The sequence below is a fragment of the Methanohalophilus mahii DSM 5219 genome (assembly GCF_000025865.1).
Taxonomy (GTDB): Archaea; Halobacteriota; Methanosarcinia; order Methanosarcinales; family Methanosarcinaceae; genus Methanohalophilus; species Methanohalophilus mahii.
In genome coordinates, this window is record NC_014002.1 from 182,119 (window position 1) to 195,849 (window position 13,731).

Annotated in this window: 13 protein-coding genes; 11 read left to right on the forward strand and 2 right to left on the reverse strand. The window is 43.8% G+C overall.

Annotated elements, in window-relative coordinates; all coding sequences use genetic code 11:
- Nucleotide 1: 1 nt before the first annotated feature.
- The 8 genes from MMAH_RS00760 (at nt 2) to MMAH_RS00800 (ending at nt 7,845) form a co-directional block, all read left to right on the forward strand.
- Entirely contained in the window at nt 2-1,147 is a 1,146-nt protein-coding gene (locus tag MMAH_RS00760; RefSeq protein ID WP_013036631.1) for a COG1361 S-layer family protein, read from the forward strand.
- Nucleotides 1,144-1,644, forward strand: a complete 501-nt coding sequence (locus MMAH_RS00765) for a permease (protein WP_013036632.1) — start codon at nt 1,144-1,146, stop codon at nt 1,642-1,644. The genes MMAH_RS00760 and MMAH_RS00765 overlap by 4 nt, the downstream gene beginning before the upstream one ends.
- Complete coding sequence (locus MMAH_RS00770; protein WP_013036633.1) at nt 1,635-2,168, forward strand: permease; 534 nt, start codon at nt 1,635-1,637, stop codon at nt 2,166-2,168. The genes MMAH_RS00765 and MMAH_RS00770 overlap by 10 nt, the downstream gene beginning before the upstream one ends.
- A 402-nt stretch (nt 2,169-2,570) precedes the next feature.
- Nucleotides 2,571-3,536 (forward strand): ABC transporter substrate-binding protein, encoded by a 966-nt coding sequence (locus MMAH_RS00780; protein WP_245526235.1) that lies wholly within the window; start codon nt 2,571-2,573, stop codon nt 3,534-3,536.
- Nucleotides 3,537-3,575: 39 nt separating this feature from the next.
- The gene (locus MMAH_RS00785) at nt 3,576-4,229 is read left to right on the forward strand and encodes a class I SAM-dependent methyltransferase (protein ID WP_013036635.1); all 654 of its coding nucleotides are present in this window, start codon (nt 3,576-3,578) and stop codon (nt 4,227-4,229) included.
- Between the two features lie 3 nt (nt 4,230-4,232).
- A complete protein-coding gene (locus MMAH_RS00790) occupies nt 4,233-5,978 on the forward strand; it encodes a radical SAM protein (protein WP_013036636.1) in 1,746 nt (581 codons plus the stop codon).
- 38 nt (nt 5,979-6,016) lie between these two features.
- Nucleotides 6,017-7,078: a FecCD family ABC transporter permease gene (locus MMAH_RS00795; RefSeq protein WP_013036637.1), complete on the forward strand. Its 1,062-nt coding sequence runs from the start codon at nt 6,017-6,019 to the stop codon at nt 7,076-7,078.
- The gene (locus MMAH_RS00800) at nt 7,075-7,845 is read left to right on the forward strand and encodes an ABC transporter ATP-binding protein (RefSeq protein ID WP_013036638.1); all 771 of its coding nucleotides are present in this window, start codon (nt 7,075-7,077) and stop codon (nt 7,843-7,845) included. Before MMAH_RS00795 ends, MMAH_RS00800 begins: the two co-directional genes overlap by 4 nt.
- Before the next feature lie 16 nt (nt 7,846-7,861).
- On the opposite strand, the gene MMAH_RS00805 is transcribed toward MMAH_RS00800, so the two are convergent.
- Nucleotides 7,862-9,763 (reverse strand): phosphoadenosine phosphosulfate reductase domain-containing protein, encoded by a 1,902-nt coding sequence (locus MMAH_RS00805; protein WP_013036639.1) that lies wholly within the window; start codon nt 9,761-9,763, stop codon nt 7,862-7,864.
- A 45-nt stretch (nt 9,764-9,808) separates the two neighbouring features.
- Nucleotides 9,809-10,597: a CRISPR-associated protein Cas4 gene (gene cas4, locus MMAH_RS00810; protein ID WP_172632561.1), complete on the reverse strand. Its 789-nt coding sequence runs from the start codon at nt 10,595-10,597 to the stop codon at nt 9,809-9,811.
- 127 nt (nt 10,598-10,724) lie between these two features.
- Here cas4 and MMAH_RS00815 point away from each other — a divergent pair, with 127 nt between their 5' ends.
- The 3 genes from MMAH_RS00815 to MMAH_RS00825 are packed head-to-tail and all read left to right on the forward strand — an operon-like array spanning nt 10,725 to nt 13,730.
- On the forward strand, nt 10,725-11,465 hold the full coding sequence (locus MMAH_RS00815) for a helix-turn-helix domain-containing protein (protein WP_013036641.1): 741 nt from the start codon (nt 10,725-10,727) through the stop codon (nt 11,463-11,465).
- Nucleotides 11,466-11,497: 32 nt separating this feature from the next.
- The gene (locus MMAH_RS00820) at nt 11,498-12,547 is read left to right on the forward strand and encodes a hydroxymethylglutaryl-CoA synthase (protein ID WP_013036642.1); all 1,050 of its coding nucleotides are present in this window, start codon (nt 11,498-11,500) and stop codon (nt 12,545-12,547) included.
- A 10-nt stretch (nt 12,548-12,557) separates the two neighbouring features.
- On the forward strand, nt 12,558-13,730 hold the full coding sequence (locus MMAH_RS00825; protein ID WP_013036643.1) for a thiolase domain-containing protein: 1,173 nt from the start codon (nt 12,558-12,560) through the stop codon (nt 13,728-13,730).
- Nucleotide 13,731: the final 1 nt, after the last annotated feature.

A 13,731-nucleotide genomic window follows, 5' to 3' on the forward strand; every position in this document is an offset into this window, starting at 1 on the left:
AATGATTGCTAGAAATACTGTATTGCTGACAATTTTATGTTTAATTTTTCTTTCCTCTTCAACAGCCATTGGAACATCTATTGATTTTAATGTTTCAGAAATTGAAAATGATGACTCAATTTACTGGACTGTCTCTCCCCAACGGTCAGACAATTTCAATTTCGGGGATAATTTCTATACTACCTATGGCGGTCCTGACCTGAAAGCACATATACTGGGGAATAATGAATTTTCAAGCGGTGATATTTATAATTTAAATATCAATCTTGCAAATAAGGGTACAATTACCGGATTTGAAATAGAAAATGAGGCTGATGATGATCTGGACATAAAACTCCAGGCAATAGAGAAAGGTTATGAGACCGAACGTACAACAGCAATCGGTATCACCTCTGTCCTCCTTTCACCGCATTCTTTTATCGACGTAAAATCAGGTCCGCAGGAATCGGGTACCCTTCGTTCAGGCGAACAAACCCAATCATCTCCGAAATTTATTGTGGACATCGACGATGATGCACCTGCAGGAACCTATTTTCTTGTCTTAAGGACGGTTTATGGTTATCAGGAAAATGTGCAGGTAAGCGGGGATGAACTTACAGCTGAAGGGAATATCAAAGATGTGGAAATTGGGATGTGGTATGAAGCAAGATCCCAGAATCACACAATTCCCTTAATCATCAAAAAGGAAGCAAACTTTGAAGTAGTCAATGTAACGTCTGATCTCAGGAGCGGTGAGGGAGGTGTCTTGAAAGTAACTTACAGAAATACCGGCAATCTTCCTGCAAAAGACGCCACTGCTAAAATTAGCGTGTATACACCCTTCAGTACAACCGATGACCAGGCATTTCTAGGTACCCTTGAAGCCGGAGATACTGCACAGGGGGTTTTCAGTTTGAATGTTGATGAAACAACTATATCTAAAAACCATTCCATAAATAGTGAAATTCGTTATGAGGACACCGAAAGTAAAACTCAGTTATCAGACACCATGAAAATATCGGTTCAGACACTGCCTGCAATCTCTCTGAAAGATAAAATCCTTGGTAATACATGGATATTAGTGATACTGGTAATTCTGATGGTTGCCTCAGCAGGAATGGTAATATACATGAAATTAATCAGGAAAGAAAATAAGATTCGACCATGAACGCCGCTGTCCTTCTTATAAACGGTATGGCTCTGGCAGGTATCTTAATTGCTTTTATGGACGACAGGACAAAAGCAATCCTTTCAATCAACATTGCATTTAAAGGATTCATGCAAATTCTGCCTGTGACATTGGCCATAATCATTGTGATTGCTTTGTTCCTTGGTTTTGTTCCTCCTGAACAGTTATCTGCATTCATCGGTGAGCAGTCCGGGATAAGTGGTGTTCTGTTAATCGGGATTGCAGGGGCTATTATGCACATCCCTGCAATACTTTCGTTTCCTCTGGCTGCTTCTCTGCTCGAAAAAGGAATCTCTTATACCGCAGTAGCCGCTTTGATCACAACTTTGACAATGATTGGTACGGTAACATTACCCCTGGAAATAAGCCAACTCGGAAAAAAATTTGCACTCCTTCGAAATGGAATAAGTTTTGTTATTGCCATTATTATTGCTTTACTGGTGGGAGTGGCAATGGAGGCAACGTTATGGCATTGATTTCCCAGATCAGTAATCAGCAGAACCTTAAAGATTGGACATTTCTTGGAATTGTATTATTGGTCGCCTTTCTGCTTCTCAACACATATCCTTCCAAAACCGGGAGTGTAACTGAATATTTTTGGCAATATCTGGTGGAAATGGCTCTCATTCTTCCGGCGGTCATGTTGATAATGGGGCTTTTTTCAGCCTATGTATCAAACAGTATGATCGAAAAATATCTTGGTAAATATGCTGGAAAAAAGGGCATTTTCCTATCTTTTTTCCTGGGTTCCCTGCCTACCGGTCCTCTGTATGTTGCTTTCCCCATAGCATCTCATCTTCTGGAAAAGGGTGCCCGCATATCCAATGTCATAATTTTCCTTTCGGCCTGGGCATGCCTGAAGATTCCTCAGGAATTAATGGAATTTCAGTTCCTGGGCTGGAAATTCATGCTTTTGAGGTTATTCTTTACTGCAATTTTGGTTGTCGTGATGGCCAGATTCATTGAATATCTCTTTGGAATTACCAATGATAAGGTTTAATTCGGTTCTTCAGTCCTGTACAAATTTCACTACGGGCAGACCTCGATACATTTCCCTTGACGTATGGAATTTTTCGTGTTCCTGAGAAGTTTTCCTGTATCGTATTTGGAAGATTCCCTGAATTACACGGAACCTGTAGCAAAGACCTGTGCTGTGTCTTTTTCCGGGTAAATCTTGAGTGTTGTTATTAAGCTGAATTAAGAAAACTTTATATATCGTTATGTCCATCCGAACATATCGTAATATGTTATGGAAGTAAAATACTTTCACCATAGAGGAACTCTCATGCATAAAAAATTCAGGTATATCCTATTGATATTTATTATCTTGTTTGCGGTATATACAAGCGCATGCGTAGACCAAAAGGAAGTTTCTGCGCAGAGCACAAGATCGATAACGGATATGGCAGGAAGGACAGTTGAAATCCCGGCTGACGTTGACAAGGCAATTACAACCTCTCCTCCTGCAACAATGCTCATTTACATGCTGGCTCCAGAAAAATTGGCAGGCTGGAATTTTATGCCACAGGAGTCGGAAACATATCTGAAACCTGAATACCGGGCTGTTCCTGTGATCGGTGGATGGTTTGGTAAGCAGGATGGAAATTATGAAACTATTATCTCCATGGGTCCCGATATCATCTTTGAAGGCTACACCAGTTGTGGGGATGTTAATTCTACCATCAATGAAAGACAGAAAAAATTCGGTACAATTCCGGTTGTAGGTATTGAAGCGACAACTGATGCCACAGCCTATGAAGAACCAATACGATTTATGGGTGAAATTCTCGGGGAAAATGAGCGGGCAGGACTTTTGATCTCCTTCTATAAAGAAACACTTGACACTGTCACTACAAAAACATCCCGGATACCTGAAGAGGAAAAGAAACGGGTCTATTATGCAGAGGGTCCGGATGGGCTGCTTACGGATCCTAAAGGTTCTGCGCACAGTCAGTTGATAGAGGTATGTGGTGGTATCAATGTAGCTCAGTGTCCCATTGAGCAGGGTTATGGAAGATCAGAGGTATCCATCGAACAGGTATTGCAATGGGATCCCGAAGTTATCATCACAGGCGACCGAAATTTTTACAAAAATGTATATGAAGACCCCCTATGGCAGGATATTACTGCGGTAAAAAACGATGAGGTATATCTTTTCCCGGATGCACCATTTTGCTGGTTTGACAGGCCACCTGGTGTTAACAGGATAATCGGTATTCCTTGGACAGCTAAAGTGCTCTATCCTCAAGAGTTCAGCGATCTTGATCTCAGGGGCAATGTTAAGGAATTCTATTCAGAGTTCTATCATTATGAACTGTCGGAAGATGAGATCGATGATTTATTGGATCCAGCTTCTGGAGCAAATTGAATTTTTCCTGATAGTTTCAGATGAAGAAGGTGAACTTACATGACAGAAGAATTAACTGAAAGAGTTGGGTTTCATGATGAATATGCCGAAAATTTCGAAGATGTTGCTGCCAATATCTTTGCTCCTATATATCCGGTTATTTCACAGCAGATAATCAACAGATGTCAGATCAAGAGCGGGAATTTCATAGATGTGGGCAGCGGACCTGCATCCCTTGCGATAGCCCTGGGTGAAATTGTTGACGGCAAAGTCTATGCAATGGATTTTTCTGAAAAAATGCTCGCGATTGCAAAGAGGAAGATTGAATCATTTGATCTGAACGAAAATGTGATACCTATTTTCGGTGACGTTCATGATATGCCTTTTGAAGATTGTTTTGCTGATCTGATCGTAAGCCGTGGTTCTCTATTCTTCTGGCAGAATGTGCCCGAAGCCTTCAGGGAAATATACCGTGTGCTAAAATCCGGTGGTATGGCCTATATTGGAGGGGGTTTCGGGACGGCTGAACTTAAATCAAAGATCACACAGGCTATGGAAAAAAGGGATCCTGAATGGTCAAAATGTGTCGGAAAACGGCTGGACAGGACCAATCTGGAGTCTTTTAAAAAAGCACTTCATGTTGCTGGAATTGATCCTTATACGATCATAGATGATGAATCCGGTTTCTGGATCTGTCTCAAAAAGGTGGACTAACAGATGAAATGCAATATATGTGAGATAGGCTGCGATCTTGCAGAAGGACAGAGTGGTCAATGTCGAATGTATATCAACAAGGATGATCGGATAATCGAGAGATTTTCAAACAACTACTTTACAATGTTTCCGGTTTCCATTGAGACTGTGCCTCTGCTTCATTATTATCCGCGGGGGACGTTTCTGCAGGTTTGTACCGTTGGCTGCAATTTCAAATGTGAAGGCTGCATCTCAGAAATCCTGGCATCCCGTCTTCTTTCAACTAATAAGAAAAGTGGAATTAGCAATGAGAATGTGATCAATAAAGCCCTTCATGAAGACTGCATAGGGATCGTTTTTTGCCTGAACGATCCGGCTGTCTCCTATTTTACATTCTGCGACCTTGCTAACAAGGCCCGGGAGAACAACCTTTTGATCGGATGCTCCACAAATGGATATTTTACAGAAAACGCATTGAAAGAACTGATCCCTTTGATCGATTTCGTAAATATCGGTATAAAGGGTTATTCAGATGAAAGGTATATCTCGTGCGGTGCCAGGGGTTCGGGACCTGTTTTCAGGAATCTGAAATTACTGAAAGAAAGCGATGTTCATGTTGAGGTCTCTACCATTTATATCAAAGGTTCAGAGGATGAGGTCATAAATACTGCAAAATTTGTTTCCTCCCTTTCAAGGGATATATCGTTTCAGGTCATGAGGTTTGTACCTTTTGGAGATGCAGCCCCTCAGATCGAACCAACGATAAGGGAAAGTGAAGTTCTGTGTGGCAAATTAAAGCAATACCTAAATCATGTGTATCTTTTCAATTCGCCGGGTACCGATCATTTGAATACTGTATGTGCGCAATGCAGTAACATCATTTTCCAGAGGGAGTTCTTTGGTCCCATGGGCTCACGTACTTTATCCTACCTGCCTCAAGGAATGTGTGAATGTTCTAATCCGGCCCTTTTCAGAGGAGAAGTAAGTGAAGTTTCTTATCATGAACCTGGATTTATGGGAGGATACAGGATAACCCGGGCCCTGGAGATGATCCATGCTATTCTTGTCTGTCTTGGTGTAAAGGATGATCATAAACTTGCTGAAATATGGGCCAATGTCATGGAAACAGGATATTTGGAGGAGTTTCATGCCAGTTCTCAGGACCTTAACTCTTATTTTGATGTAATTGAGCATTTTGCCGCCCTTGCAGACAGGAAAAAGGAGGGTATGGAACTTGTGGCTTATATGAGGGAAAAACTGGATTTTATACGGTCTGTGACAAATGACATTGAAAGGCCACGGGTCTATTATTGTATGGGATATCCCCTTTTTGCACTCAATGGGGAGCGAATTGAGAATAATCTTGTTGAAGCTGCAGGCGGGGAAAGTGTAAACAAGCTGATCAACCGGGAGGGAAAACCCGGGGTTGGTATTTCTCACAATGAATTTTGCGACATGAACCCCGAGTTCATATTCATATCAGGCTTCCTTTCAACCCCGGTTTCCGATTCATATGCCTATTGTAAAAAATATGGTCTGTCTGCAGATGCCATAAAGAACAGGAGGATATACGATCTTCGTCCATTATGGGATTTTGGAAGTCCCAGATGGATACTGGGTCTGATGTATATCGCAAATAAGTTACATCCTGAGATTTTTAATTTTGATATTGATAAAGAGGCAAATCAGTTCTATAAAAGGTTCTATGGTGTGTCCTTTGATTCTTCAAGGCACAACAGGTCTTTTTACAGCGTTTCATCCAGGCAATGACTCCCTCAACCGAACCGATTTTAGGAAATGAGATATAAATGTCATATGGTATTGGAAGAATCACAGGTTTGAAGTCGGGGATTCATAAGAGAATCTCTGAGGGTAATACGCAGATATTCCTCGCATTTTTCCTTATGATATTTCTCTTTGTACTTTCCCTTTTTATGGGAAGGTATTCAATCCCTCCACAAACTATAATGACTAACATCATTTTCTGGCTCTTATCATTAGGAAATGTGGAGCCGTCAAATGTGGGCACTGTCATATTTCAGATACGTCTTCCAAGAATAATCGCAGCTATGCTGGTAGGGGCTGGATTATCTATATCCGGAGCTTCTTTTCAAGGCCTTTTTCGCAATCCGCTGGTTTCTCCCTACATTTTAGGAGTGGCATCAGGAGCTGGATTTGGTGCCTGCCTTGGTATCCTGATAAGTGAGAATATCTTTGTTATCCAGTTAATGGCATTTTCTTTTGGAATACTTGCAGCTTTTCTAGCTTACAGCTTAAGTAAGTCCTGCAAAACAACAGCCACACTGGTTCTTGTACTTTCAGGTATTATTGTAGGTGCAGTTTTCACTGCTCTGACCTCACTGGTAAAATATATCGCAGATCCATATGATAAACTTCCTGAGATGGTATTCTGGCTTATGGGAAGTCTTTCATCTGTCAGGGTCGAGGATCTAATCTATGTAACACCTGCAATTCTTGCCGGTATGCTTGTCCTTATTCTAATTGGGTGGCGCATCAATGTTATTTCTTTAGGAGAGGAAGAAGCCAGGTCATTGGGTATAGATACCAGGAAAATGACAATACTGGTCGTCATTTGTGCTACTCTGGTCACTACTTCTGCAATTAGTATCAGCGGTATTATTGGATGGGTAGGCCTTGTAGTCCCCCATATCTCGCGGATGCTGGTTGGTCCAAGTTACAAAAAACTGTTACCAATGTCAGTTTTCCTCGGTGCATCTTTTCTTTTGGTCGTAGATGACCTCGCAAGGACATTAATGAGCATAGAAATTCCTCTGGGAATCCTTACGGCACTGATAGGGGCTCCATTCTTTGCTTATCTCTTACAAAAAAAGAAGGTTGGTTGGTCATGATATTAAGAGTAGACAATGCTTCATATTCGTATGATGGGAAGAAGAATGTATTTGAGGATATTTCCTTTTTTTTAAAAAAGGGTGAGACTTTATGCATACTTGGTCCCAATGGGATTGGTAAATCCACATTGCTAAAATGTCTCGGCAATGTATTAAAATTAAGTGAGGGCAGCGTCCTTATTGATGGGAATGATATCTCTTCTATGAGCAGGACTGAGATTGCCCAAAAGATAGGTTACGTTCCACAGTCTGATCAATCGGTATTTCCTTTTTCTGTACTGGATTTTGTAATGCTTGGCAGGGCGCCTCATCTTCCCTTTTTCTCATCTCCGGGAGAAAAGGACCTCCGGATTGCCGGGAATGCCATCAGTAAAGTGGGAATCTCCCATTTGAGGGACAGGCCTGTTACAGAAGTAAGCGGTGGCGAAAGACAACTTGCTTTAATTGCAAGGGCTCTGGCACAGGAGCCGGAAATTTTGCTTCTGGATGAACCTACATCCCATCTGGATTTCGGGAATCAGGTACGTGTTCTGAACCTTATTGAAAGGCTTACCTCTCAGGGAACTTCTGTAATTATGAGCACTCACTTTCCGGATCATGGTTTTATAGGCTCTAAGAATGTAGCGATAATGCTCGAGAACGATTTCATAGAACAGGGGACCGCTGAAGAAGTAATTACAAAAGAGAACATGGCCCTTGCATATGGTGTCGATGTAGCTATCGATCATGTCAGTTCCATACAGAGAAATGTATGTCTTCCTCTTTAATTATATCAGCCTTTTTTTAGTCCCGTATAAATTTCACCACAGGACACACCTCGATACATTTGCCGCAATGGGTGCACTTATCTCCGATATAGGCAATTTTGTTTTCTATCCGGATTGCATTGTGGGGACATTTGCCGATACAGACTCCGCATCCTGTACATCCCAGGGCGCGGCGTATTGAGCTCTCTGTGTCCCTGAGGAGCTTTCCGGCATCGGACTTGGAGGATGCCCTGACTCTTACCGACCCTGTGGCAAATACCTGTGCTGTATCCTTTTTCCGGGTGATCATTGCCATCTCGTCTGTATACTTTACTTCACCAATAGCAAGCAACATGCCGCTTTTCCTTATTTTTTCCATATCAAGGACTGTGGAGAAACTTCCCTCAGCTGTCATTTCTCCGGTGGTGCAGGGCCGATGGCCCACACTTGAGGTGAATGTCAATTTGTTAGGGTCGTATCTTGTGGGAGCAGTATTAATTCCCAATTCCTCTGCAATTTTTTTAATGTTGGCAGGGAGCGATTTCCATCGCCAGAATCCATAATCAGCCCACTCTTTATCGATGCCGGTTTTATCGGCATAGGCATACAAATGTTTCATCAGTTTTTCTTCATAATGCGGATGTGTTTCTTTCAGGCGTTTGAGATCCCCCAGCGACGACGAAGGACATAACCAGCATCCCATTCTGTCAAATCCTTTCTCATAGAGGGGATTGTAGGGCAACTCATTCATGAATATGTAGAGCCATATATGCAGGGCAGTCCAGTCCTGTATCGGTGAGGCTGCGGTCTGGTTACCCACCCAGGGATTTTTCCAGACACGATTACTACGGGCCCGGGTTGTTGATTCATATTTGCGCTGGCCTACAAAGGTCAGGCAGCCTTTATCATAATTCTCTTTTATCAACTGGCTTAGGGGGCCGAGTTTGCATATTTTGCAGCACCAGCGCATCTCCACAGCAGGCGGGCCGAAAGCATCGATTGAATCCCAGAAGGCTTCACCGACACTTATGGATCTGACATCCTTTGAATATAATTCACCCACATGGTCGATGTTTTCCAGGGTTTCAGGGAATTCAAGCCCGGTGTCGGCAAACATTATGTCATAATCCCCGACACATTCATCCACAAGCTGGACTACTGCAAGACTGTCCTTGCCTCCGGAATAAGATACGGATATGGGCAGTTCCTCTTTTTTAATGGTTTTCTGGATGAAATCGTGGGCTTGTCCAATTGCTTCATCCATAATGAATCGGTTTGCACGGATAACATCGTCCCAGCATGAAGGTTTTCTGTCATTGACTTTTGAAGTCGTATCCTCTTTCCACCGGGGCTTAACTGCAGTGCCTTTTTGGGCTTCCATCATTTCCTGGCCATCCATTCGAGCACGGCCTGTAGCAACTACTTCTCCGGCAGTGGTTATTATTATTACCTCGTCATTTTTCTGTATTCCCGAATCCGCATCCAGTACTCCCGGGGCAAGCAGGTTTGCACCTTTGTGCAGGAATATTTTCACATCGTCCTCGATGGTTACGTAACCTGTAAGATTTTCTTTGCCTGCCATAATCCTGCGAGCGGCTTCCAGTCGGGGGAGAAGTACCCACTCAAGTTTGCCTATCTCATAACGTATGCTTGCAATTACTTCGCCGTCAACGATAACTTCATCCATGCGGTCTTCGTAGGGTGCTTTGTTGAGCAGCACGATCCTGTCCGTGTCAAGAAGCGGATTATTGAACTGTTGTTTTGATATCCTGTTTATGTGTTCGATGTCGTGCAGAAAAGCCGGTCTTATATCTCCGGGGGGTGTGACATTTACTTTTACACATTCGGCCCCACAGGCACATTTTTTGCCAAGGACGGCTACATTGCAGCTGTGGCACCATTGCAGCAGCAAATCTCCATGGAATACAGGTTGTGACATCTATGCTGCAAATCCTGTACTGGTTAAATAATATTGTGGTCGTTCTCAGAAGAACTTTGAAGCCAGTGAATCGCCCTGTGATTGACACATCTGTTCGTATGGACAGTATCCACAGAGCTTTCCCCGCTTTGCCTGTGGCATCTTTCCTTCCTTTATCTTTTCAATTCGTTTGAGGATATTAAGAACCTCCCTGCGCTCAGCTGGGCGAATTCTCACAGATCTTGCCTGGCCCTGCGAGGCATAAAAAAGAACTGCGGAATTTACCGGTTGGTCGTATCTTTCTTCTGTAAGTATGGAATAGGCTGCCAGAGGTATCCGGTCATTTTTCCAAACACCCTGCATTGGGGCATTACCGGTTTTTATGAGCATGGGAATCTTCTGTTTATCGGAACAGATGATTGCCGATGGTGCACCACTTAAGTTTAATTTATCCGAATGCATCAGGGGTTCGATTTCAACGGGTTTTATTAATTCGATCATTTCTTCATCGAATTGGTTCTTTAAATTGCCCGCTATTGCAGGCAAAACTTCGTATACATCTTCCAATGCATCTTTGAATTGGTTTTCATCGATGTGCTCCAATTCGTCGGAATAAATGGTTATTATTTCCTGTACAATCTCTTCGACCCGCTTTTGCAGAAGTGGGAGTATTTCCTGCTTTGATACGGCAATCTCTGCACAGGAAAGAGCCAGTTCTTTTAGCAGCAAATGACGGATGTAAGGTTTTTCAATTTCATTTGATATTACTTCATTCCTGCTGGTAAAGTATATCTTGCGGGGGCACTTCGTGTAGAGAACCACTTCCGAAACATTGGAATTTGTTTCGCAGAACATTGCACACATATTTAGAAGTTAACAAATTGCATAATATTTAAGTTGAATGAATGCCCCTACATCGGCAATAGACGAATCGACATTCGTTAAATATATATGCATGCTGGTATTGAAGTTATTGTAGCACATGACCGAGGATGCATCAAAGGAGAACTTACGTCACCGCCTGGCTGAAAAAATGGCCGGTGAGATCACTCTTTCGGATAAGCCCGGGGAGGCTCTGAAAAAATGGAGACTCAATTTCGAGATAGCCCAGACTGATATATCTTCATATCTGGGTGTTTCGCCATCTGTTATAAGTGATTATGAAAGTGGAAGGCGAAAGTCTCCGGGAACCCTTATCGTCAGCAAGATAGTGGATGCTTTGATAAATATTGATTCAGAAAGCGGAGGCCACAAGATACATGCCTATGAAGGCATGCTGTACAGTGATAAGGCATCAAAAGCGGTCTATGCAACTTACGAATACACATATCCAATGCAGCTTGCAAAACTGGCCACTCTAATTGAGGCGGATGTGGCCAACCGGGGTGTGGAAAAACCCCTGTATGGTTTTACGGTGGTAGACAGCAAGAAGGCAATTCTTGAATTGTCTTCCCATGAATTCCAGAAACTTTATGGATGGAGCACAGAACGTGCCATGATATTCACTAAAGTGTCTACAGGGAAATCCCCCATGGTGGCAATCAGGGTCACCAACCTAAAACCCGCAGCCGTGGTTCTGCACGGCCTTAGTATCAGGGATGTGGATCCGATGGCCAAAAAAATGGCAGAAGTTGACAGGATCCCCTTACTGGCAACGACTATGGACCTTGATGAATTGATCGAGGCATTAAAGCATTACAGTCAATATCAGGTAATGGAATGATATTTATTTTTGAGCAAAAGGTGATTTAAGCAATGAGCGTAGGGATTGTTTCATACGGTACATATATCCCCAAATACAGGATAAAAGTGGAGGATATAGCGAAGGTATGGGGTGATAATGCAGATATACTCAGTGCAGGCCTCATGGTGAATGAAAAATCCGTCCCGGATCTGGATGAGGATACTGTAACAATTGCGGTAGAGGCTTCAAGGGCTGCAATTTGTCGCAGCAGTCTAGATCCTTCCAGGATAGGAGCGATATATACGGGTTCTGAAAGTCATCCCTATGCGGTCAAACCCACCAGTACAATAGTGGCTGAAGCGGTTGAAGCGACCCCTGAGATGACCGCAGCGGATCTTGAATTTGCCTGTAAGGCAGGAAGTGCCGGTATACAGGCATGCATGGGATTGGTACAATCCGGTATGGCAGATCTGGGGCTTGCGATAGGTTCGGACGTATCACAGGGTGCACCCGGAGATGCGCTGGAATATACCGCTGCTGCTGGCGGTGCGGCTTATATTATAGGCAACAAAGAAGAAGAAATGGTGGCAATCATCGAAGACACCTATTCTTTTACGACCGATACTCCTGATTTCTGGAGACGTGAGGGTATGCCTTATCCCGAACACGGTGGGCGTTTCACCGGAGAACCCGGTTATTTCAAACACGTCCTGGGTGCCGCAAAAGGCCTGATGAATAAACTTGGCACCTCAGCTGAGGATTACGATTATGCAGTATTCCATCAACCCAATGGTAAGTTCCCCTCAAGGGTGGCAAAAATGCTGGGATTCAGTAAGGAAAAAATTGCTCCCGGCCTTTTGGTCACAAGATTGGGTAATACTTATTCCGGTTCATGCCTGATGGGTATTGCAGCTACTCTTGATCAGGCAAAGCCCGGAGACAGGATATTTGCCACAGCCTTTGGTTCTGGTGCAGGAGCAGATGCCTTCAGTTTCAGGGTAACGGACAAGATCGACAAGATAAGGGATAAAGCTCCCCGGGTAGAGGAATTGCTTGCAAATCCTGTCTACATGGATTATGCAATGTATGCAAAGCATAAAGGCAAGATAAAAAGGTCGTGAGGGGATAAAAATGAGAGACGTTGCAATTATCGGAAGTTATACTACCAAATTTGGTGAGATGTGGGAGCGTTCTTTCCGTGATATAGTTGTTGAGGCGGGAGTCGGAGCCCTTGAAGATGCCGGAGTTGGTGGAGAAAGTATCGACAGTATGTTTGTCGGTAATATGAGCGGCGGACAGTTTGTTGAACAGGAACACATCGGAGCCCTGATTGCTGATTATTCCGGCCTGGCAGCCGGTTTGCATGTCCCTTCCACCCGTGTGGAGGCCGCCTGTGCCTCCGGAGGACTGGCTTTCAGGCAGGGGATACAGTCCGTTGCATCTGGTTACAATGATATAGTGGTAGCTGCAGGCGTTGAAAAAATGACAGACGTTTCCTCCGTTGGCGCTTCTTCAGCCCTTGCTGCAGCAGCTGACCGGGAGTGGGAGGGCATGATGGGTGCCACCTTCCCCGGTCTGTATGCCATGATAGCCCGCATGCATATGCAGCAATACGGAACAACCAGTGAACAGCTTGCACAGGTTGCTGTGAAAAATCATAAGAATGGTACCAATAATCCAATCGCCCAGTACAGGAATAATATCACAGTGGATAAAGTGCTTAATTCCATTATGGTTGCTGACCCCTTACACATCTTTGATTGCTCTCCGATAACTGACGGAGCAGCCGCTCTTGTGTTGGCTCCTGCCGAAGATGCCCACAAATACACCGACACCCCGATATACATAAAGGGGTCTGGGCAGGCAAGTGATACTATTGCCCTGCATGACCGTCGTGACATTACCACTCTTGATGCGAGTGTCTATGCTGCAAAGAGGGCCTATGAGATGGCAGGAATCGGGCCGGATGATGTCGATGTGGCAGAGGTGCATGATTGTTTCACCATTGCAGAAATATGTGCTATCGAAGACCTTGGATTCGTAGAGAAAGGACAGGGTGGCAGATTTGTTGAAGAAGGCAATACAGTGATTGGCGGCAAGATTCCTGTAAATACTTCAGGCGGCTTGAAAGCTTGTGGTCATCCTGTGGGTGCGACCGGCATCAAACAGGCTGCAGAGATTGTCAACCAGCTTCGTGGAGAAGCAGGGAAGAGACAGGTAGAGGGTGCCGAGATCGGACTGGCCCATAATGTAGGAGGGTCCGGTGCTACTGCACTTGTACATGTATTAGGCAGGGAGAGGTGAT